Source organism: Solirhodobacter sp. (assembly GCF_964715405.1).
In genome coordinates, this window is sequence record NZ_CBAICG010000057.1 from 1 (window position 1) to 20,959 (window position 20,959).

Below are 20,959 nucleotides of genomic sequence, written 5' to 3' on the forward strand. Positions count from 1 at the left end.
GAAATAGTTCACGCCGCGTCTGCTTCTTCTTCATCGCGTCGCGAAGACCGGGAAAGGCGGGCTGTTTCGACATCGGCAGGGCTCCCTGGAGGCTTGCCCAAGTCTACCAGATCACGCCGAAAGCGGGAGGTTTTTCAGACGTTCCTTAACTAAACCAGTAAAGGAGGAGGAGGAGGACGCAGCTGCGCGCGAGGCTGATTTTGATCGGTTCTTCGCAGAGCTGCTGAAGGCGCTGGGCCTCGATCCGGACGGCACCCTGCCCGCCTGGTGGCAGGGCTGGCCAGCCCGGGTCCATGTGCGCCGCTGGCGTGATGACCTCGGCCTGTCCGAAGACCGGATCATCGACACCGCGGCCGAGACCCGGCGGAGCCACCCTGCCCCGCCCGATGGGCCCAAGGCGCTCGACCGCGCGATGGAGCGCGCCGCCTTGCGTGATGCGCAGGCCGTGGCAAGCGCCCCGAAGCCCCGGGTCGGCAAACGGCAGGCTGGCCGCGTTGAGGCGGCCCGCCCCAGCGAAGATGAGATCGCGGCCTTCTATGCCGAGCTGGTCAACTCCGAGCGCTTTCTGCCTTCCAACGCGATCAGCAACACCATCCGCAACGCCATGGTGTCACGCGGTCTGGTCACGCCGGAGCGGTTGAGGGCACGGGGTGTGCATTGATCACCGGATATCGGGCGTTATGCCTTGATCGCCATTCCGATTGACGCCATATTGCGGCAATGAAGATGGAGCCACGCATGAGCCTCGAAGCTTTCGCCGAAAATGGCCGGTTCGTGCCGAACCGGATCGCCACCACCCTGCGCACCACGCTGGACGAGGTCGCCCGCACGGTCGGCCTTGGCCGCGATGCCGTCATGCGCCAGGACCGGATCGCCAGCCCCAAGACCCAGAAGCGTCTGCGCGAAATGGTCGAAATTCTGAACCGGGTCGAGCCGCGGTTCGGCTCCGCGCTGATGGCCTATGCCTGGTATCGCTCGGAACCGCTGGCCGGGTTCGGCGGGCTGACCGCAATGCAGCTTGTGCGCGAGGGCCACGCTGGCGATGTGATGGATTACATCGACGCCGTCGACGCGGGCATTACTGCCTGACCGACATGCATTACCGTGGTCTTCTCTACCGGGCCCTGAATCCGATCCGGGCTCGCGAGCCGCTGTCGGGCGAAGGCGCGCGGCTCTACGGCGGGCGGTTCAATCCCAAGGGGGTGCCCGCGCTCTACACCGCACTGTCGGTGATGACGGCGCTGCGCGAGGCCAACCAGATCGGCACGCTGCAGCCGACCACGCTGGTTTCCTACGAGGCGGACATCACACCGGTCTTTGACGCGACTTGTGCCGACGCGCTGGGCGCCTACGACATGACACTCGCCGACCTTGCGGCCGACGACTGGCGGTTGCAGATGCGGGCGCAGGGCAAGGCCCGAACCCAGATCCTCGCCGCACGCCTGATCGCGGATGGCTATGCCGGGATGCGGGCGCAGAGCTTCGCGCCGGGAGCTACGGACGAAGATCTGAACATGGTGCTGTGGACATGGGGCAGCACGCTCCCGGCCAAACTTGTGCTGAACGACGACGAGGGGCGGCTGCTGCAATAGCCGCGGAACGGTTGGGCCAAGCGATCAATGCAGCATGTCCACCAGGCCCAACCCTTCGAACGCCGCCTTCATCGCCGGATCGAACCCCGGATCGATCCGCGCCGGGCCATAGCCATGCGCCCGGTTCCAGGCGTCGATCTCCCGCAGTTCTCCGGCGAACTCCTCGGGTGACGCGGCCTCCTTCAAGGTCGTGTCGCCCTCGCAATAACTGAAGATCATCAGCCGGGTTGGATTGGCCCAAGTCCCGAACCACGCCGCATCCTGCGCTGTATCGACCTGCGCCCAGCCGTTCGCAGAACTGCACAGCCCGAAATCATAGACATACCGGTCCCCGGGGCAGAACTCGCGGATGATCTTCATGCCGCCACCCCCTTCCGTGCGGCCAGCGCGATCACGCAAAGATCGCGGTAGCGCGCCATCGCCTTGGGGCTCGACGAGACCGGATTGATCTCGAAGGCCTGCAAACCGGCAATGTCGCCCACCTCGGCCAGCGCGACAATCTGGGCCAACTTGGCGCGGAACCGGGCGTGGGTCGGTTTGGAGAAGTCCGGCGCCAGCGGCAGCGCGCCGGTCTGCGCCAGATCGAGTATGGCCTTGCGCTTGCCGGTCGCCGGGGCCGACACAGGCCTCGGCGGATCGGCGGGCGGCGAGATCGCCTCCGGCGCCGCGGCGCCCGTCGGTTCGGTGTTACCGTAGGTCAGCACCAAGGTCAGCCGGGCCTCGGCCTACTCGAAGGTCGCCGCCGACAGGATCGAGGTAAAGACAAGCGCGCCGCGTTCCGCGCCGAACCGGGCATGAAGCAGGCGAGCCAGCGTGTCGCCCGCCTTCCTGGCGCTGGCGCTGGGCGCGAGCGGGGTGTCCGACAAGCGCTTGGCGAGCGTGTCGATCTGCGCAGCGGTCAGGGGTTTCGGTTTCATGGCGGCCTCCTTCAGGCGTTGGTGACGTGGGCGGAATGGCCGAGCGCGGTGACCGCGTAGATCATCGTGCGGCCGTCGCCGATCGCGGCGCCGTAGGCCTGCGCCTCGGGCAGCGTCGCGAATTGCTGGCGCGTCCGATCGCGGGGCGTGCGGCCGCGGGCTGCGACAAAGTGGGCGGCGTTCTTGAGGCAGAAATCTTCGTGGGTCGTCAGGGGTTTCATGGGGGCCTCCGGTGCGTTGCGATGGCTGCAGACAGCGCACGACGTCAAAAGAGAGCAACTCATAAGTCACTGACTAAATGGAATTTATTTCGATACTAGCGCCCCAATTTTCGCTGGAAGCCTATCGCCCACCCACCAATCGGGGCGGTTGACGCGGGTGCTACTTGGTATTACTTTGCGACAAAAGGAGTGCCATTATGACGGTGAAATCCTCGATCTCGCTGACCGACGAACAGCACAGTTTCGCCAAGGAACTGGTCGAAGCCGGGCGCTATTCGAGCGTCAGTGCGGTGCTGCAACAGGGGATCGACCTGCTGCGGCAACGCATGCAAGACGACGATTTGCACCGAACGGCGCTGAAAGCGCTGCTGGATCAGCGCAGCGCGGGGGCGTTTGTCAGCGGCGCCCAGATGGACAAGACCATCGCGCGGATGATCACTGAGAAGCGCCGCGCACATGCGGTTCAGAATTGAGTTCTCGGCGGAAGCCGAGTGTGATTTTGCCCTGATCTTCGACCACCTGTTTGAGAGTTACCGCAGCTTCGGCGAAAGCGTGGTGACTGCGTTGGATCATTGCGGGGACCGCATCCGCGAGATCCGGCAGGAAGCCGACCGGCTGTGTGCGGCGCCATATCGTGGTGAGCGTCACGATGATCTGCTGCCGGGTCTGCGACATTTGACGATCGATCGGGCGATCTACTGGTTCGAAGTGGACGAAGCGGAACAGCGGGTCCGCATCTTGGCGATCTTTTTCGGCGGCCAGGATCATGTCAGCCATATGCTGACGCGGCTTCTTACGCCCTGAATCGCGCAGCCCTTTGCTCGGCGTCGCTGGGTCAGGCGGCGTTCTTTCAAGAAATTGTCAAGGCAGTCAGGGACAGCATGGGACGTTCACGTCGCGCCGGTGCGGCGCATCGCGGCGCCTCTGAGTCAGCATTGCGCAACGTGCGATTACCATGAGGCGGATCGCCACCCTGCAGAACGGCAAGATCGATGCCGCCCTCGGTTTCCAAGTGAATGCCCAGACCGATCCGACCAAGCGGCGCGGCGCCTGCACGCCCTCACGATGGTCACGAAAACAGAGGCAGGACCGGCGCTGAGGGCCGCCTTCAAGCCGGTCCGCAGGCGGCGAGAGACTAGCGTACGATAGCCGACAGAATAACCGCCTGCAGGTCCGTCCCGACACGGAGAAAACCCATCAGACGCGCTATCGCGCGCACCATGTCCTCGGGTGGCATTTCGCCGCTCTCAGACGCGATCAAACGGGCGGCGGCCGCGATTTCCATCGGAGGCAGCGCCGTTGCCTTCAGCAGCGTACCACTTTCGGCAGATCGGTCTCGCACTGGCGGATTTTCGGCTTGCGAGCCAGTCAGCCAGAAATCACCAATCGGTCGGATGCCGTCCGGGGCCTGACGCCTGGCATGTTTCAGCGCTGCCAGCGTCGCATCCGTTATACGGCTCCCTGTCCGGGCTTTGCCAAACGCTGCCGACACACGCCGGGCAACCTCATCGCTGTGGATCGGACCCTCAATCTCCACAATCCGCGACACAAGACCCGCCAGTTGATGAATCGGCGCCTCGTGCGGCTCGACCGCGCTTTGCAGCCGGATATCCGCGCGCTGATAGGCGGGCACCGTCAGGCGAATATCGTCGATGACAATCGGTGCTGTCTCAGGCTGTTCGATCTTGCCCCCCACAACCTCGCGCCCGATGTTTGCCCCTCGAACCTTGATCCCCTGCCCTGCGGCCTGTCGTGCAGTCTCCAGCGCCGCGGCAAGACGGCGGATTCACTGTCACGCCGATCTTGTTGGTGCCTGCACGGCCACCCATTGCCGCACTCAAGGCAGAGGGCGAAGTGAACACCCCGGCGCGCCGCGCGGCAGCTAGCCAAGCGGCTGCGGTCTGCGCTTCGTCAAAGCGGATCCGTTCGCCACGCCACGCCTCCCCGACAGGGTCTTTCGCAACATGTGCCTTGAGGGAGATCCATCCCGGCGGTGTTTTCAGACGGATGCGAACTCGTCTCAGTTTCGCAGCAATGGCAATGTGTTAGGCCGGAAGAAGGTTGCGCCACTCTGCGAGAGCGGCGGCACAGTTCAGTTTGAAGATGGCTCGTGGCAAGAGGCTGCCTGCTGGTTGAAATGATGTGGACCGAGGCGTGAACGGATGCGAACTTCTGTAACCTGCGCCACCAGAACCGGACCGTCTCGTAGCTGACGTCGATGCTGCGCTCGTGCAGCAGATCTTAGACGTTCCGCAGAGACAACGGGAAACGAATGTACATCATGACCGCCGAGCAGATGATTTCGGGCGAGGTTTTGAAGTACCGGAACGGGGAGCGCTGGGTCATCCCGCGGAGCTAGACGGACGCCCTGCCCGCCTCAAGGATTTTGCTCCGACAGTGCCCGTCATTTGTGTCTAGCCGCTTGAATCTGCGGCACTTTCAAGCGCACGCGATGAATCCTGCCGATTTGGGCAAATGAGCCGCGGTCAGGGGCCTTTCGCGTTCCGACATGGCCCATTCCCGGAACACCTGCGCTTGACGGATGATCTGCGGTGCCGCCTTGGTGGCGGAAAGCATGTAATAATCAAAGCCTACGTCCAGCATCCGGTCGGAAATCTGGACAAGGCTGCCCGATTGAAGATCGGGCTGGATCATGGCTTGCGGGCAAAGCGCCACACCCTGCCCCGAAAGCGCCGCAGCCCGCAGCAGGTTGAAATCCTCGAAAGTTGTACCTTCAAATGTGTCTGCGCTGCTTAAGGCGGGCGCAGTACTGCCCAAACCGGTCAGCCAGGTTTTCCACCCCGTGACGTCGCCATCATGCAAAAGGCCCATGCGCTGAAAATCAGCCGCGGTTGTTGGCGTGTGGCCAAGACTCTGCAGCAGGACCGGGCTACACACCGGCACGCTTTGTCCGGCCAGATAGAACTGGCTTTCAATCATCGACCCAGTCGGGGCGACTTCCGCAAAGATGAAAGCCAAATGGACATCGTGAAAGTTTATGTCTCGGCCGTGCATGGCATAGATGATGCGGATCTCGATTGCCGGATGGGCCGCGCGGAACCGGCTGAGGCGGGGGATCAGCCAGCACATTGCCACCGAAGGAATTGCCGCGATGACAAGCGCCTGGCTCGTGTCGCGCGCACGTTCGCAGGCGGCTTCGATCTCGGCCAGAGAGACCGCCAGGTTGCGCGCCAGTTCGACCCCATGCGGTAAAAGCCGAGTCCGGTTGCCCTCACGTTCGAACAACGGTTTGCCCATCCATTCCTCGACATTGCGGATCTGGTGGCTGACGGCGGATTGCGTGACGAACAGCGCCCCGGCCGCCGCGCGGAACGACCCCAGGCGGGCCACCGCCTCGAAAACGCGCAGGGCATTGAGAGGGGGTGTCGCCATGGGGCTGTCCTAGCGTGAAGAAAGCTAATGCTATCGTGAAATATGGTCTTTTGACAAGACATGCCAATTGGCGCTCGATTGACCCCAATGGGGTCAGTTTTGGTCCCACCATTGCATGGAGGATTCGATGGAGCGCGAACGGCTGCAAAACTATGTGGACAACGGCAAGAAGGCCGTGCCAACATTTTCGGATGCGGAGATGCAGCGGCGGCTTGACGCCGTGCGCGCCCATATGGCCAAGGCCGGAATCGATGCCGCGCTGTTTACCAGCTATCACTGCATCAACTATTACTCCGACTTCATGTTCTGCTATTTTGGCCGCCGCTACGGCTTTCTGGTCGATCACAACATCGCCACGTCGATCAGCGCGGGGATCGACGGCGGCCAGCCCTGGCGCCGCACATTCGGGGGCCGCAACGTCACCTACACCGACTGGCAGAAGGACAACTATTTTCATGCCATTCGCGGACTGACCGGCGGTGTCAAGCGGCTGGGGATCGAATTCGATCACATCAACATCGACACGTTGAACCTGCTGAAGGCAGAATTCCCCCATATGGAATTCGTCGACATCGCGGCGGCGTCGATGCGGTTGCGGATGATCAAGTCGGCCGAGGAAATCGCCCATATCACCAAGATGACCCGCATTGCCGACATCGGCGGTGCGGCTTGCGTCGAAGCGATCGGGGTCGGTGTCCCCGAACATGAGGTGGCGCTTCATTCCACCGCCACTATGGTGCGCGAGATTGCCAACGTCTGGCCGCACGGCGAATTGCTGGACACCTGGACCTGGTTCCAGTCGGGCATCAACACCGACGGCGCGCACAACCCTGTGACGAGCCGCAAGATCGAAAAGGGCGACATCCTTTCGTTGAACTGCTTCCCGATGGTGGCGGGCTACTATGTGGCGCTGGAACGCACGCTGTTTTCGGAAGAGGCAAGCGACGAGCATATCCGCCTGTGGAACATCAACTGCGCGGTGCATGACCGTGGCAAGGAACTGCTGGTGCCGGGCGCCAAGTGCAGCGACATCGCCAAGGAACTGAACGGCATGTATGCGGCGGAAAACCTGCTGCAATACCGCAGCTTCGGCTACGGTCATTCGTTCGGCGTGCTGTGCCACTACTACGGCCGCGAGGCGGGTCTGGAACTGCGCGAAGATTGCGACACGGTGCTTGAGCCGGGCATGGTCGTCTCGATGGAGCCGATGATAACCGTTCCGAACCATCTTCCCGGCGCAGGCGGCTACCGTGAGCACGACATCCTTGTAATCACCGACGACAACAACAAGGGTAACACCAACATCACCGGTTTCGCCTATGGCCCCGATCATCTGATCGTCAAGGGCAAGGGCTGAACACCCGACCTCGTGCATCCCGGAACCGCAAGGCCGGGATGCACGACGCATTATCAAAGCCACAAGACTGACGCCTGACAGGAAGAGGAACCTGTCTTGGGTCGGCGTCGCTTTGCCGGGTCGCAGGCCTGCGCCCGTTTGGCCTTCCCGAAGACACTGCCCTGCCCATGTGGCCGACCTCAAATCTGCCCCCCTCACAACACCCATGCTTGGCAAAGAGTTGCAAATGCTTCGATTGCCAGAACAAATTTCCTCACCCATCGCACCGCGGCTAGGGTCCAGAAGAGGGATTCATCCAGCAAAAGGGCGATAATCATGACTGAAGACATGCTCCACGTCATGGAATGGCACAACGGCGACAAGGAATTCTCGCCGTTCTCTGACGCCGAGATGCGGCGGCGCCAGGATGACGTGCGCCGGTGGATGGCCGAGAACAATGTCGATGCGGCGCTGTTCACCTCGTATCATTGCATCAACTACTACTCTGGCTGGCTCTACTGTTTCTTCGGCCGGAAGTACGGGATGGTGATCACGCAAGATCAGGCCACGACCATCTCGGCCGGGATCGACGGCGGACAGCCCTGGCGGCGCAGCTCTGGCGGCAACATCACCTACACCGACTGGCGCCGCGACAATTTCTACCGGGCGGTGCGGCAACTGCTGCCGGGCGCGCGACGGGTGGGGATCGAGTTCGACCATGTCTCGCTCGATTACCGCCGCCAGCTTGAAGCAGCGCTGCCGGGGGTCGAGTTTGTCGATATCGCTCAGCCCTCGATGTGGATGAGGTCGATCAAGTCGGCGGAAGAACACAAGCTGATCCGTGAAGGTGCGCGCATCTGCGACGTGGGTGGCGCGGCGGTGGCGGCGACAGTGAAGGCGGGCATGCCCGAGCATGAGGTGGCCATCGCTTCAACCAACGCGATGATCCGCGAGATCGCGAAGTCCTTCCCCTTCGTCGAACTGATGGACACCTGGACGTGGTTCCAGTCAGGCATCAACACCGATGGCGCCCACAACCCGGTGACCAACAAGAAGATCATGTCGGGGGAGATTCTGTCGCTGAACTGTTTCCCGATGATATTCGGATACTACACCGCGCTGGAACGGACGATGTTCTGCGACAGCGTCGATGACGCGAGCCTCGACATCTGGGAAAAGAACGTCGCCGTTCACCGCCGCGGGCTGGACCTGATCAAACCCGGCGCGACGTGCAACGAGATCGCGATCGAACTGAACCAGATGTACCGTCAGTGGGATCTGCTGAAGTACCGCTCGTTCGGTTACGGCCATTCCTTCGGAGTCCTGAGCCATTACTATGGCCGCGAGGCCGGGGTCGAGCTCCGCGAGGACATCGAGACCGTGCTGAAACCGGGCATGGTCGTGTCGATGGAGCCGATGGTCATGCTGCCGGAAGGCGTGCCCGGTGCCGGGGGTTACCGCGAGCACGACATCCTGATCGTGACAGAGACCGGCGCCGAGAACATCACCGGCTTCCCCTTCGGCCCCGAGCACAACATCATCCGCAACTGACTCCCCGCACGTCGACAGGCATGGCCCGGCTTTGCCGGGCCTTTCCGTTTCCGGGGAGGGCGAGGTTCCGCTTGGTCGCCAGGAACAAAAAGACGGGCCGCGAACGGCCCCTGAGATCAGGGAGAACCAAGGTTTCAGCCGAATTCTGCCCGCAGGGCAGCCAGTATCCCCGAGGTGCAGACATCGAGCAGAATGTGACCCTTGTCGACCGAGGCTTCCTTGGGCGACGATAGCGTGCCGGAAACGGGTGTCCATTCTGGTTTCACCGGATAGACTTCGTAGGGCGGGAAACTGGCGGGCGGCAGGTCGAGCACGCGGTCCAGATGCACCAGTTGGGGGTGCAGCGCCAACATCAGCGAGGTTTCCAATACGCCGCCATGCTCCAGTTCCCACCCCGGGAACCCATTTGGATAAAGCTGGGCGATGGCGTCCTTGTCAACGAAATCCCAGTAGGACAGCACGACGATCTTCACGTCGGTCACCCCGTCCCAGCGCAGTTCGCGCAGCGCCAGATCGATGCCTTCGATGAGGAACCATGAATTTTCGAAGTGCCCGTTCACGAGGCAGATCTTGCGTGCCCCATGGCGCGCGAATTCCTTGATCACGTCCTTCAGCGCCGCGACCAGCGTGGCGCCATCCAGGCTGGTCGTGCCCGGCATGTGATTGCCGCCGCCCGATTTCTGGTGTGATTTGTAGCCGTAGGTGAAGGGCGGGGCGACCAGTGCACCCAGCTCCAGCGCCACCCTGCGGGCGAACTCGGTGGGCAGCAACACATCGACATGCAGCGGCATATGATGGCCATGCTGCTCCATGGCGCCGACCGGGATCAAGATCGGGGTCTGCCCGGGCCGCACGGCAGCGTCGAATTCAGGCCAGGTGAGTTCGGAGGCGAAGGCGGTGGTGAGGGACATGGGAGCCTGCAAATGATGAAATGTTGCGGTCATTCTGCTTGCCCGGCGGCTATTTAGAAAATAGATTGTTTCAATCGTTCCATTTCCCCGGCAAATGCGATGGCGACCTTCACCAACCTTCCCACCGACCTTTTGCGCACCTTCGTCGCCGTGGTGGAGCTTGGCGGGCATTCCCGCGCGGGCGCCCTGCTCGGCCGGAGTCAGCCCGCGATCTCGTTGCAGATCCAACGACTGGAGGACCTCGTCCGGGCCCCGCTTCTGGCGCACGAAGGCCGGACCATTCATCCGACGCCCGCCGGCGAGGCGCTGCTGAGCTATGCGAGGGAAATGATCCGCATCAACGATGAGGCCGTGCGATACTTTCACCGCTCCGACATGTCCGGTGTGCTGCGCATCGGGATTCCGACGGACTACGCCGCGGCTTTCCTGCAAAGCACCCTTACAGCGTTCATCCGTCAGCATCCCGAAGTCGAACTTGAAATCCATTGTGATCTAAGCCGGGAACTGCACCAGCAACTGCGCGCCGACAATCTCGACATCATCGTGGCGACGATGCAGGCGATCCGCATGCCCTATCTTTCCCGGGCCTGGACCGAACAGCCCATTTGGGCAGCGGCCGCAGGATTCCGCCCTGCGCCGGGCCGTCCCGTCCCGCTTGGGGCGCATCTGGAGGGATGCGATTATCGGTCCCGCATGATCGAGGCGCTGGACACAATGGCAAGACGCTGGCGGATCGTCTACAGCGGGCCCGGCATCTCGGGCTTGCAGACTGCGGTGCTGAACGGTCTCTGCGTGACGGCGCTGACCCACGCAACCTTGCACGACGGCATGCGCGTGCTGACCGAAGAGGAAGGCTTCCCAACTCTGGAGCCGCTGCGGGTTGGGCTTTTCTACAAGCACCCCCGCCTTTCACCCGCCGGGCTTCAGCTTGTCAGCGACCTTGTTGCCGGGATTGAGAGTGTCGGCGCTGGCGTAAAGAAGTTACAAAACTGATCAAGAACAAGGCAGCACCGTTCGGACCGCTGATGCAACTTCGTGCTCCATAAGGCGCGCAAATGCACCAATTTCTAGAACCGATTTTGTCCCGCACAGTCCGCGCCATAACGTGAGCGGAACGGAAACCCCTCAACACCTTCAGGAAACCGCGACATGTTGAACACTCACAACGCCCTTATTCCTGTTACCCGGAGAACCTTGTTGTCTACGGGTGCCGCCGCACTCGCGATGCCGATGCTGTCGCGGAGGGCCTTTGCCGCCGCGCCGACGGAACTGACGATGCTGGCCTGGTACGGCCATGCCGAACCCGACGTCGTGTCCGAGTTCGAAGCTGAGAACAACGTGAAGTTTGTGCCGAAGTACTACAACGACGGCGACAACATGATGGGCCTCATCTCGCAATCGCCGCCCGGCACCTTCGATCTTGTCCTGTCGGATGCCGAATATGTGCAGGGGCTCAACGAGGCCGGCTACATCGAAGAGCTCGACCCAAAGGATTACCACTTCGACGACTATTTCCCGGAATTCCAGCAGTTTCCGGGCAACTGGAAAGATGGGAAGCTCTTCTCGGTCATGACCCGTTTCGGCTTCCTGGGTGTATCCTACAACACCGATGCTCTGACTGAGAAGGATGTGGACAGCTACAACGTCTTCTGGAACGACAAGATCAAGGGTAAGGTCGGCCACTACGACTGGCACCTGCCGAACCTTGGCCAGATGAGCCTGCTGAACGGCAACGCGAACCCCTACGACATCGACGCAGCCCATTGGCAGGCCGTGCAGGACAAGACGATGACCCTGCGCCCGAACATCGGCGGCTTCTTCGATTACGGCGGCACGTTTGCGTCGTTGAAGAACGGCCAGATGGTGGCGATGGCCGGTATCGGCGACTGGATCACCGGCGTTCTGCAAAAGAATGGTGCCAAGGTTGCCAGCCACATCCCGCAGGAAGGCGGGCTGCAATGGTCCGAGTGCTTCTGCATCGGCAAGGGCTCCAAAAAGGCCGATCTTGCGAAAAAGTGGATCCAGTACATCACCTCGGCCAAGGGTCAGGTGAAATCGGCCGAAATGGTCGCCTACCCTGCGCTGCTTCCTAACAAGAAGGGCTGGGATGAGCTCAACAAGGCCGACCCTGCCGAGGCCAAGCGCCAAGGCATGACCAGCGCCCCCGGCAACGTCATGGACATGATCAGGTCCGGTCGCATCCATTACCGGCAGTGGCCGATCCAGCAGGATCTCGATACCTGGAACAACTTCTGGACGAAGTACAAGAGCGCCTGATTCAACGCGGCCGACGGCGCACCGCTGTCGGCCCCACCCACCGTTCCTGCCACGGGATAGCCGCCATGCCCAAGCGCCTCTCTGTCTATGGCCTGACCTTTGCCCTGCCGCTTCTGCTCTGGCAGTTGGCCTTTTTCGTCTTGCCGCTGGCGTTCCTCGTCGCGCTCAGCTTCTGGTCGGTGCACAACTTCCGCCTGATTCAGGATTTCAACCCCGACAACTGGGCCTTCATGCTGGGGCGGCAGGTTTTCTGGCAGGCCTACGGGGTAACCTGGATGCTTGCCGCCAGCGCGAGCTTGCTGGCCTCGCTGCTGGCTTTTCCCTGCGCTTACGCGATCGCTTTCAAGCTTTCGGAAACCGCGCGACGCTGGGCCGTGTTTCTGATGGTGATACCGTTCTTCACCAGCTACCTGGTGCGGGTCTATTCCTGGCAGGTTTTCCTGTCCGACAATGGCATCATCAACGGCCTGCTTGGGGAAATCGGGATAGGTCCGCTTCACCTGCTGAACACGCCGGGAGCGATCCTCGTGGGATACCTTACTCTCACGCTGCCGCTGGTGATCCTACTGCAGATCTTCAGCCTCGCCTACATCGACCGAACCCTGATCGAGGCGGCGCATAACCTCCGGTCGGGTCGCCTTCGAACCATCTTTACCGTCGTGATCCCTTCGGCCCGCGTCGGTCTGGTGATCGCCGGGCTTTTCGCCTTCATCCTGTGCTTCGGCGATTTCGCAAGCCCGGTCTATCTTGGTGGCGGCGACCCGACGACCCTGTCGACCCTGATCACCGACACCACCAAGTCGGGCCAGCAATGGCCGCGCGCCGCAGTGATCGCGCTGATGATGATCCTGACCCTGCTCACGGTAGCCTTCGCGGCCGTGCGCTTTGCCTATCGCGGAGTCCGGAAATGAGCCACCACCAGCGCCACCCCAACGACCACCGGACCATCGACCTTCTGCTCAAGGTCTGGGTCGTGCTGTGCTTCCTGTTCGTCATTGCTCCGATCGCGGCGAGTTTTGTCTTCTCCTTCAACTCGGACCGCTTCCCGACGATTCCGCTGGGCCACTTCAGCCTCGAATGGTACCGCCTCGTGTTTGCCGACTCGAAGGTCTGGGACGGACTTCGAAATACGGTCATCGTGGCGGGGGTCGTGGCAGTCGTGGCAACCGGCATGGGCTTTGGCGCGGCCTACACCGACTATCGCTATAACTTCACCGGCAAGCAGGCCTACCTCGCGCTTGCCCTGATACCACCGACGATCCCGGCGATCATCATGGGTCTGGCCATGCTCGCCTATCTCTCGCGCCTTACTCTTTCGGGTAGCGTGCTGTCGGTGATCATTGCCCATGTCGTAATCTGCTCGCCCTTTGCGATGGCGATCATCCGCCTCAGGCTTTCGCAGATGGATTCAGCGCTCGAACCCGCGGCATGGAACCTTGGCGCCACGCAATGGGGTGCGATGCGCCACGTCATCATCCCGTTCTGCCTGCCATCGATCCTTGCGGCGCTCTTCATCACGATGGCGGTGTCGGCGGATGAATTCGCCGTCGCCTGGTTCGTCTCGGGCCTGAATGAAACGCTGCCGGTGAAGGTTTTGGGCTTCCTTCAGGGCCAGGTCAGCCCGCGTATCAACGTGATCGGCAGCTTCGTCTTTGTCGTCTCGATCGCACTGGTGATCGCAGCACAGCTCTTGATGTCCGGTCGCACCGGACGCCGCACGGAACAATAGGAGCTACCATGTCGACCGAAACACTCGTCAGCTTCGACGGGGTAAGCAAAAGCTTTGGCGCCTTCGTGGCCGTCCAGCCCATGAATTTCGAGATCCGTAAGGGCGAGTTCCTCGCCATCATGGGATCGAGCGGCTGCGGCAAGACAACGACTCTGCGGATGCTGGCCGGCCTCGAAACCCCGACCGAGGGCCAGATCCGCCTGTCGGGCAAACCGATCGACCACCTGCCCACGTGGAGCCGCGACACGCCGATGGTCTGGCAGAGCCTGGCGCTTTTCCCGTTCCTGAACGTGCGGGAAAACGTCGAGTTCGGGCTGAAGATGCGCGGCATGGCGAAGGCAGAGCGGCGGCGGCGAACCGGCGAGTGGCTCGACCGGATGCAGATTTCCGAGTTCGCCGAACGCAACATCGCGCAGCTTTCCGGTGGACAGCGCCAACGGGTAGCCTTGGCGCGGTCGCTTGTGGTCGAGCCTGAAATCCTGCTGCTGGACGAACCGCTTTCGGCGCTGGATGCCGCGCTGAAGGTCAGGATGCAGTCGGTCCTGAAGAACCTTCAGCGCGAAATCGGGATCACTTTCGTCTATGTAACCCACAGCCAGTCCGAGGCCTTTTCCATGGCCGACCGCGTGGTGATCATGAGCCGGGGCCGGATCGAACAGATCGGCACGCCGCAGGAAATCTACCGGACCCCGCGCACCCGGTTTGTCGCCGAGTTTCTTGGCTCGTCCAACATCTTCAGCGGCACGGTCCGCTCGTCCGCTGGCGGCAGTGTGGAACTGGAAACATCAGAAGGCCCGCTGCGTCTGGCCGTATCGGGCGGGGCGGATGCGCCAGTTGTCGGACGCTCCGCGACCTTCACGGTGCTGGACACCAAGACTAAACTCAGCCTGTCTCGCCCGCCCGAGGGCGCTAACGTGGTGCCGGTCAGGCTGATCGGCGAGGAATTCGTGGGCGCGACGGCAACCCTTTATCTGGAGACGGCGCAAGGTCAGGAAATCCGCGTCGAAAAGGGCCACGACGAGCTGGCCGAACTATCGCTCGAGATCGGCAAGGAGCTGTTCGCCTTCTGGCAACCCGAGGATGGCCACCTTGTCGCCGATGCGTGAAGGGCCGGGCGCCAACTGGCCGGTCATGAACGTTCCACACGGCTGTCGCCTGACCCCGCTGGCGCTGGACCGCGCCGTGGTAAGGTTACAAGTGGACCCAGCCCTCATTTCGGCGGGTAGCGTCGTGAACGGGATCACCCGGCCCGCAACCGATCTGTTGCGCCGACTCTTGGGAAGCCTGGCGGCGCGTGGCCCCGGACACGCACTAGTGGCACGCCCTGAAAAGGACGGTGGCTGAACGGCGATCCGCGTATAAATCAGCCCAAGTTTTCGTCATCGTTCTGGAGACAAGAACCATGTCCAGCCGCTTCGTTCCCAAGGGCGTCGCCTATGTTCCCGTAGCGGCAGGCCGTCCTCAGCAGCATATCGTCTTTCTACTGCTGTCGAATTTTTCCTTGCTCGCGTTCAGCTCCGCGATCGAACCCCTGCGCATCGCCAACCAGCTTTCCGGTCAGGCGCTGTTCACCTGGGTGGTGATTTCGGCGGATGGTCAGTCGGCGCAGTGTTCAAACGGGACCCGGATCGAGGTCGAAGGCGGGCTTGGCGACTGCCCGCCCGGAAGCATGGTCTTCGTCTGTGGTGGCGTTGAGCCCGACAAGTCGGCGACAAAGCAGGTAGGCGACTGGCTGCGGCTTCAATGGCGCACCGGCCGCACGATCGGCGGCCTGTGCACCGGTGCCTACTCACTTGCTCGAGCGGGGATTCTGGAAGGGCGCAAATTCACCCTCCACTGGGAAAACCTGGCGCCGTTCATTGAACAATTTGATCACCTCGATCCCGTAGAGCAACTCTATTGCATCGACGGGCGCATCATGACTTGCGGCGGCGGCGCGGCAGCCACCGATCTGTTCGTGGAAATCGTGCAGATGCTGTTTGGCGAAGATCTTGCCAGCTCGGTCCTCAGCATGTGCCTTCACGGGCACCACAGGCCCGCGACACTGCAGCAAAAGACCTCAGTCGCTGCGCTCATTGGCACCCGTCACCCCCTGCTGTCCGAGGTGATCAGATACCTCCAACGGAACATCGAGCCAGTGCTGGAACTCCGTACACTTGCCGACAGCCTTGGCATTTCTTCCCGACAAATTCAGCGGCTGTTCAGACGGTACCTTGGCACCACGCCGAAACAATACCACACCAGCCTGCGGCTTGAACGTGGCCGGGCGCTGCTGTCAGAAACCGACATGGGCGTCAGCGAGATTGCCTTCGCCTGCGGGTTCGCGAACGCCAGCACTTTCGCCCGGGCATTCCGAATCAAGTATGGCGTCTCGCCAAACCGGTTTTCGACTTGCGGGGTGGACTCCGGTCATTGAGGTTGCGAAACTAGGCGACGCGTCGGCACGCTCCTCCCCCCGGCTTATGGCCCGCGGCGGTTGCCCTTGTCTGCGGACACTGCCGGTGGCTGCACGGACGGGGCGAAAAACGGCGATTTAGAACCCGGCCGCTACACTCGCGATCCGTCGTGGTTCAGAACTTTTTTGTCAGCTCCGACACGGAGGTGAAGAGGTCGGTCAGGATTCGCCTGACAGACAGATCCAGTCGTTCGACCAGCCCAAGGATTTCGAGTTTCTCTGCGACTAACCGTAACCGAGCGGTTGTTACCGCGGTGGCTGGGCCTTGACGCGTGCGACAAGGTCTGGGTCATCGACGAAGTCGGCGAGGAATGCGTGCCAGGTTTCGGTGGTGATGCGGGCGGCGCGGAGCATGTCGGTCGGTTCTTCGATGCCATCGTCGGTCAGGGCGGTGATGGTCTCGTCGGGGCCGGTGTAGACGCTGATGATCGCCCCATATGTCAGGTTGTCGTCGTTGTAGACGATGGCCTCGAGAAGTTCGGGATCTTCGCCCAGCATCCTGGCGACGTCGTCGAGGGTGCAGACATGGGTGACGGTTGCCATCAGGCGGCCTCGGCCAGATCTGTGGTCAGTGGTGACCAGTTCCAGGGCAGCAGATCATTGATCCGATTGATCTTGTGATCGTGGATGCGGGCCAGGATGTCGGCCAGATAGGCCTGCGGATCGAGGCCGTCCAGCTTGGCGGTCTCGATGATCGTCATGGCGCGGGCCAGCGTTTCGGCGCCGGTATCGGCCCCTGCGAAGAGCCAGTTTTTCCGTCCGATGCCGATCGGGCGCAGGGCGCGTTCGGCGGGATTGTTGTCGATGGCTGACCGCGACCAACAGCGCGGGCTCGGCCTCCCTGAGCGGCGCGCGGGTGGTGGCGGCCGATGTCGTGCTCAATCCGCTCACGATGATTGCCGCAAACGGCTGGCAGGCGACCTGGCCCACGCCGCCGACGCTCGACCCGGTCGGCGCGCCCCGGACCGTCGCGATCACCCGGGCCGGGTTCGATGCCAGCGGCACGGCTCTCGCTCTGGTGGACAGGCTCACGATGATGAAACGGGTGCGCCAGCCCTGGCCGAACCAGACGAGCCTGACCGCCGATCAGGTTGCGCTGTCGGATTTCGTCTATGCCACCGACACGGTGTCGGGCATGACGAATGCCTCGACGCTCGCGCCGCCGCGGCCGATCTGCTTCTGGTTGACGCCGGACCTCGAGCGGGCCACCGGGGCCACCTTTACCGTGCAGCTTGCGGTGGCGCACGCCTATGCCCGCGCCGGGCGGCCGGTGGCGGCGGTGAAGTTCATCGCGTCGGACGGAACCCACAGCGTGGAAAGCCTCGTCACGACGATGGCCTCGCGGTCGTTCGCCTCCGGGCTTTCCGCGCCGTATTTCGAAGCCGTGCTCGATGTGACCGGGCTGGATGCCCGGACCATCTGCACGGTGGACGTCATCGTTTACGGGAGGGCTGAGGGCTGCCCCGCAGTCGATCGCGGCACCAACCAGCCGGATGCCGTGATCGACGGCCCTTCGTCGGAAAGTGCCCTGCCCTCTGCGTCGCGGGGCTGGCGGGACGATGCCATCCAGCGCGCTTCGCTCGAGGCGACGCTGGGATACTGGGGCGATCCCACCCACAACCCGATCTCCCCGGTTTCTGGCGCGCCGATGCTGGATCTCGCCAACTGCGCCGCCCGGGCCTGGGATGCGCGGCCCTATCCGTTCTTTCCGCAGCTCGCCGATCGCTGGCCCGACAGCGAGACCTGGCACCTCGGGCACGGATTGACCGGGCGTCTCGGGGCCCTCTCACTTGCGGCTCTCGTGCGCCACCTCTGCGCCCGGGCCGGGCTCGCGCCCGACCGCATCGACGTGTCGGGCTTGCATGGGCAGATCGAGGGCTACGCCATCGCCGCTCTCGAGGCGCCGCGTACATCGCTTACCCTGCTGGGTCGGTATTTCGGTTTTGACGGCGTGGAGTCCGAAGGCCGCCTGCGCTTCGTGATGCGCGGCGGCGCGCCGCAGACCGAGATCACGGCGGAGGATCTGGTCGACACCCAGGCGCCCGACGGCGAGGCGTTTGAACTGACGCGGGCGCAGGAGTCCGAGCTTCCCCTTGGCCTCAAATGGCAGGTGGCCCGGGCCGATGGCGACTATGATGCGGCGCAAGTCGAGGCGCGCCGCATCACCGTCGACACCGCCCGCATTGCCTCGGAGTCCTTCCCCTTCGCCACCGCCCCCGAGGCGGCCGAGCGCCAGTGCCGCCGGGCGTTGATCGAGGCCTGGATCGGGCGTGACACCGCAAGTTTCCGGCTGCCACCCTCCCGCCTGGCCCTCGATCCGGGCGACGCGCTGCGCTTTGTTCACGACGGACGCCGCGTGGAGTATCGCATCAGCACCACTGCCGATGCCGAGACCCGCGCGCTCGAATTGGTCCGGCAGGACCGCTCTGCCTATGATTTGCCGTCCGGCGCTGCGCGCGATGCCGCCCTCGCCCGCCCCGCGGTCTTCGGTCCGCCAGTGGCGATCCTGCTCGATCTGCCGCAATTGCGCGATGACGTGCCCGCGCACCAGCCCTGGGTTGCCGCTTCTGCCTCCCCTTGGCCGGGCACAATGGCACTCTATCGCAGCCCCGGCGACGACGGGTTCGAGCTTCTGAAGACCTTCACCACGCGGGCCGGGATCGGGGTGCTGGCATCAGACTTGCCCACCGGGCCGGTCGCGCGCTTCGATCTCGCCAATGCGCTGGTGCTGGACCTCGCCTTCGGCACGCTGGTCTCGGTCACCGACCTTGCGCTCTTCGCAGGTTCCAATTCTCTCGCGGTCGAGTCCGCCGCCGGGGTCTGGGAACTGGTTCAGGCGGGCCGCGTCGAACTGATCGCGCCGAAGCGCTACCGCCTCACCCGGCTCTTGCGCGGACAGCGCGGGACCGAGCGCGCGATGGGCACACCAACGCCCGCGGGGGCGCGCGTGGTTGTACTCGATTCCGCCCTCGCCCCGTTGCCCATTGGCGAGGCCGACCTCGGCCTGCCCGCCACCTGGCGCATCGGCCCGGCCGCCCGCCCGGTCAGCGACGAAGCCTATGGCCAGCAGGTCTTCGCGCCTCAAGGGGTCGGGTTGCGCCCCTTCGCGCCAGGGCACATCGCGCAACCCTGCCGCACAGGCCGCCTGCCCGGTGATCTCACCCTCAGCTGGGTGCGGCGCTCGCGGGCCCTTTCAGCTGACGCCTGGGGCGCAGGCGAAGTGGCGCTGGGCGAAGGTGAGCAGGGACCGTGGCCCCAGTGGGGCCACGAAAGCCCTGCGAACGAGGCCTACGCCGTCGATATCCTGTCAGGGTCCACCGTCCTGCGCACCCTCACGGCCTCCGGCCCGAGCGTTCTCTATCCCGCCGCCCAGCAGATCGTCGATTTCGGGGCGCTTCTGGGCCCCGGCGATCACCTCGATCTCCGCATCGCCCAACTCTCCGCCGTGACCGGGCGCGGCAGCCCCGCAATCGTCACCCTTACCTTATGAAGGCCATCCCATGACCGACACCACGACCAATCTCCTGCTGCCCTACCTCCTCGCGGCGCAGGCCCAGAAACATGTCACCCATAACGAGGCGCTGCGGCTGCTCGACGGGCTGGTGCAACTCGCCGTCCTCGACCGCGATCGAACCGCGCCGCCGACCGCACCCGCCGAGGGCGACCGCCACATCGTGGCAACCGGCGCCACCGGCCTCTGGGCCGGATGGGACGGCGATGTGGCACTCTGGACCGATGGAGCCTGGCTGCGCCTGCCCGCGCGCGATGGCTGGCGCGTCTGGGTTTCGGCCGAGGTCAACCTCGTGCTGCGCATCGGCGCCGCCTGGCTCACGCTCGATGCGGCGCTGAACCTCGTCGCGCGCGCCGAGACCGTCGCGGTGGCCGCGGCGGCGGGCGGCGCCAGCACCGGCATGGCGGTGTTCGAGCAGACGCTGGCGGGCCTCACCGGCGCCAGCGTGGACTCCACGGTTCTGATCCCCAACGGCGCGATCCTGCTCGGCGTTTCGACCCGCACCCTGGCGGCGGTCCTTGGCGCCACGTCCTTTGACTGCGGCATCGCGGGCGCGGCGTCGAAGTTCGGCGGCAGCCTCGGCGTGGCCGCGGGCGCCAGCAATCTCGGCGTGATCGGACCTGAAGCCATCACCGCCGATACGCCGGTGCGCCTCACCGCGCACGGTGCCGATTTTGCCGGAGGCACCGTGCGCATCGCCATCCATTGCCTGATCTGCACGGCCCCGGCCTGACCGACACGAGGAGACCGCGATGACCGACAAGAGTGACGTGAGCTACTTCCAGTGGCTCTGGAGCGAACCCGGCCAGGCCGCCCTCGCCGGGGCCGCGGGCGGGATCGTCCGCTGGATCACCCTGCACGAAAGCCGCCGCGAGGGCCTCTTCTCTCTGGTGGTGGGCGCCCTTTGCGCGATCTACCTGCGCATTCCACGGAAGATGGGCGCCTTTTCCACGTGATCGTGGGCACTCGTTCCACGGCATCTTGGGCAGCCATTCCACACGAAGGTGGGCAGCTGGTTTGACCGACGGTTTCATGGAGTCAGGCTTGGGCTGACAGGTCAAGGCTT

Annotated in this window: 24 protein-coding genes and 2 pseudogenes; 16 read left to right on the plus strand and 10 right to left on the minus strand. The window is 63.5% G+C overall.

The features are described from left to right. The first annotated feature begins 295 nt into the window (after positions 1-295). From AC11WY_RS17450 to AC11WY_RS17460, 3 genes are all read left to right on the plus strand, one after another. Positions 296-661, plus strand: a complete 366-nt coding sequence (locus AC11WY_RS17450) for a hypothetical protein (protein ID WP_482927847.1) — start codon at positions 296-298, stop codon at positions 659-661. A gap of 77 nt (positions 662-738) precedes the next feature. Next, the gene (locus AC11WY_RS17455; RefSeq protein ID WP_482927849.1) at positions 739-1,089 is read left to right on the plus strand and encodes an antitoxin Xre/MbcA/ParS toxin-binding domain-containing protein; all 351 of its coding nucleotides are present in this window, start codon (positions 739-741) and stop codon (positions 1,087-1,089) included. A 5-nt stretch (positions 1,090-1,094) separates the two neighbouring features. Beyond that, on the plus strand, positions 1,095-1,592 hold the full coding sequence (locus AC11WY_RS17460) for an RES family NAD+ phosphorylase (protein ID WP_482927851.1): 498 nt from the start codon (positions 1,095-1,097) through the stop codon (positions 1,590-1,592). A 24-nt stretch (positions 1,593-1,616) separates the two neighbouring features. On the opposite strand, the gene AC11WY_RS17465 is transcribed toward AC11WY_RS17460, so the two are convergent. The 4 genes from AC11WY_RS17465 to AC11WY_RS17480 are packed head-to-tail and all read right to left on the minus strand — an operon-like array spanning position 1,617 to position 2,730. Next, positions 1,617-1,952, minus strand: coding sequence for a hypothetical protein (locus tag AC11WY_RS17465; RefSeq protein WP_482927853.1), 336 nt, complete (start codon positions 1,950-1,952; stop codon positions 1,617-1,619). Beyond that, positions 1,949-2,296, minus strand: coding sequence for a hypothetical protein (locus tag AC11WY_RS17470; protein WP_482927855.1), 348 nt, complete (start codon positions 2,294-2,296; stop codon positions 1,949-1,951). The genes AC11WY_RS17465 and AC11WY_RS17470 overlap by 4 nt, the downstream gene beginning before the upstream one ends. Before the next feature lie 21 nt (positions 2,297-2,317). Next, positions 2,318-2,509 (minus strand): hypothetical protein, encoded by a 192-nt coding sequence (locus AC11WY_RS17475; RefSeq protein WP_482927857.1) that lies wholly within the window; start codon positions 2,507-2,509, stop codon positions 2,318-2,320. Positions 2,510-2,520: 11 nt separating this feature from the next. Then, positions 2,521-2,730, minus strand: a complete 210-nt coding sequence (locus tag AC11WY_RS17480; protein WP_482927859.1) for a hypothetical protein — start codon at positions 2,728-2,730, stop codon at positions 2,521-2,523. 197 nt (positions 2,731-2,927) lie between these two features. Here AC11WY_RS17480 and AC11WY_RS17485 point away from each other — a divergent pair, with 197 nt between their 5' ends. Further along, entirely contained in the window at positions 2,928-3,203 is a 276-nt protein-coding gene (locus AC11WY_RS17485; protein WP_482927861.1) for a ribbon-helix-helix domain-containing protein, read from the plus strand. After that, positions 3,187-3,534: a type II toxin-antitoxin system RelE/ParE family toxin gene (locus AC11WY_RS17490; protein WP_482927863.1), complete on the plus strand. Its 348-nt coding sequence runs from the start codon at positions 3,187-3,189 to the stop codon at positions 3,532-3,534. Before AC11WY_RS17485 ends, AC11WY_RS17490 begins: the two co-directional genes overlap by 17 nt. A gap of 331 nt (positions 3,535-3,865) precedes the next feature. Here AC11WY_RS17490 and AC11WY_RS17495 read toward each other — a convergent pair whose 3' ends face one another. The 3 genes and pseudogenes from AC11WY_RS17495 to AC11WY_RS17505 form a co-directional block, all read right to left on the minus strand. Continuing rightward, entirely contained in the window at positions 3,866-4,426 is a 561-nt protein-coding gene (locus AC11WY_RS17495; RefSeq protein WP_482927865.1) for a DUF3320 domain-containing protein, read from the minus strand. 482 nt (positions 4,427-4,908) lie between these two features. Further along, a pseudogene (locus AC11WY_RS17500) lies at positions 4,909-5,076 on the minus strand (IS6 family transposase); the annotation flags it as partial. Positions 5,077-5,169: 93 nt separating this feature from the next. After that, entirely contained in the window at positions 5,170-6,123 is a 954-nt protein-coding gene (locus tag AC11WY_RS17505; RefSeq protein ID WP_482927867.1) for a LysR family transcriptional regulator, read from the minus strand. A 127-nt stretch (positions 6,124-6,250) separates the two neighbouring features. Here AC11WY_RS17505 and AC11WY_RS17510 point away from each other — a divergent pair, with 127 nt between their 5' ends. Both AC11WY_RS17510 and AC11WY_RS17515 read left to right on the plus strand, forming a co-directional pair. Continuing rightward, the gene (locus AC11WY_RS17510; protein ID WP_482927869.1) at positions 6,251-7,480 is read left to right on the plus strand and encodes an aminopeptidase P family protein; all 1,230 of its coding nucleotides are present in this window, start codon (positions 6,251-6,253) and stop codon (positions 7,478-7,480) included. A gap of 315 nt (positions 7,481-7,795) precedes the next feature. Continuing rightward, entirely contained in the window at positions 7,796-9,010 is a 1,215-nt protein-coding gene (locus AC11WY_RS17515) for a M24 family metallopeptidase (RefSeq protein ID WP_482927871.1), read from the plus strand. A 134-nt stretch (positions 9,011-9,144) separates the two neighbouring features. Here AC11WY_RS17515 and AC11WY_RS17520 read toward each other — a convergent pair whose 3' ends face one another. Next, complete coding sequence (locus AC11WY_RS17520; RefSeq protein ID WP_482927873.1) at positions 9,145-9,921, minus strand: creatininase; 777 nt, start codon at positions 9,919-9,921, stop codon at positions 9,145-9,147. A gap of 99 nt (positions 9,922-10,020) precedes the next feature. On the opposite strand from AC11WY_RS17520, the gene AC11WY_RS17525 reads away from it, so the two are divergent. From AC11WY_RS17525 to AC11WY_RS17550, 6 genes are all read left to right on the plus strand, one after another. Next, positions 10,021-10,914 (plus strand): LysR substrate-binding domain-containing protein, encoded by an 894-nt coding sequence (locus AC11WY_RS17525; protein ID WP_482927875.1) that lies wholly within the window; start codon positions 10,021-10,023, stop codon positions 10,912-10,914. 156 nt (positions 10,915-11,070) lie between these two features. Beyond that, complete coding sequence (locus AC11WY_RS17530) at positions 11,071-12,198, plus strand: ABC transporter substrate-binding protein (RefSeq protein WP_482927877.1); 1,128 nt, start codon at positions 11,071-11,073, stop codon at positions 12,196-12,198. Positions 12,199-12,263: 65 nt separating this feature from the next. After that, positions 12,264-13,109: an ABC transporter permease gene (locus tag AC11WY_RS17535; RefSeq protein ID WP_482927879.1), complete on the plus strand. Its 846-nt coding sequence runs from the start codon at positions 12,264-12,266 to the stop codon at positions 13,107-13,109. Continuing rightward, positions 13,106-13,927: an ABC transporter permease gene (locus tag AC11WY_RS17540; protein ID WP_482927881.1), complete on the plus strand. Its 822-nt coding sequence runs from the start codon at positions 13,106-13,108 to the stop codon at positions 13,925-13,927. Before AC11WY_RS17535 ends, AC11WY_RS17540 begins: the two co-directional genes overlap by 4 nt. Before the next feature lie 8 nt (positions 13,928-13,935). After that, positions 13,936-15,033, plus strand: a complete 1,098-nt coding sequence (locus AC11WY_RS17545) for an ABC transporter ATP-binding protein (protein WP_482927883.1) — start codon at positions 13,936-13,938, stop codon at positions 15,031-15,033. A 296-nt stretch (positions 15,034-15,329) separates the two neighbouring features. Beyond that, the gene (locus AC11WY_RS17550; protein WP_482927885.1) at positions 15,330-16,343 is read left to right on the plus strand and encodes a GlxA family transcriptional regulator; all 1,014 of its coding nucleotides are present in this window, start codon (positions 15,330-15,332) and stop codon (positions 16,341-16,343) included. A gap of 285 nt (positions 16,344-16,628) precedes the next feature. On the opposite strand, the gene AC11WY_RS17555 is transcribed toward AC11WY_RS17550, so the two are convergent. Both AC11WY_RS17555 and AC11WY_RS17560 read right to left on the minus strand, forming a co-directional pair. Beyond that, entirely contained in the window at positions 16,629-16,925 is a 297-nt protein-coding gene (locus AC11WY_RS17555) for a hypothetical protein (RefSeq protein WP_482927887.1), read from the minus strand. Next, a pseudogene (locus AC11WY_RS17560) lies at positions 16,925-17,197 on the minus strand (transposase domain-containing protein); the annotation flags it as partial. The pseudogene AC11WY_RS17560 and the gene AC11WY_RS17555, both read right to left, overlap by 1 nt. Positions 17,198-17,241: 44 nt before the next feature. Between AC11WY_RS17560 and AC11WY_RS17565 the strand changes: the two are divergent. Genes AC11WY_RS17565 through AC11WY_RS17575 form a run of 3 tightly spaced genes read left to right on the plus strand, consistent with a single transcriptional unit; the run spans position 17,242 to position 20,849 of the window. Beyond that, entirely contained in the window at positions 17,242-19,872 is a 2,631-nt protein-coding gene (locus tag AC11WY_RS17565; RefSeq protein ID WP_482927889.1) for a phage tail protein, read from the plus strand. Between the two features lie 10 nt (positions 19,873-19,882). Beyond that, on the plus strand, positions 19,883-20,626 hold the full coding sequence (locus AC11WY_RS17570) for a DUF2793 domain-containing protein (RefSeq protein WP_482927891.1): 744 nt from the start codon (positions 19,883-19,885) through the stop codon (positions 20,624-20,626). A 19-nt stretch (positions 20,627-20,645) separates the two neighbouring features. Continuing rightward, positions 20,646-20,849, plus strand: a complete 204-nt coding sequence (locus AC11WY_RS17575) for a hypothetical protein (RefSeq protein ID WP_482927893.1) — start codon at positions 20,646-20,648, stop codon at positions 20,847-20,849. Positions 20,850-20,959: the final 110 nt, after the last annotated feature.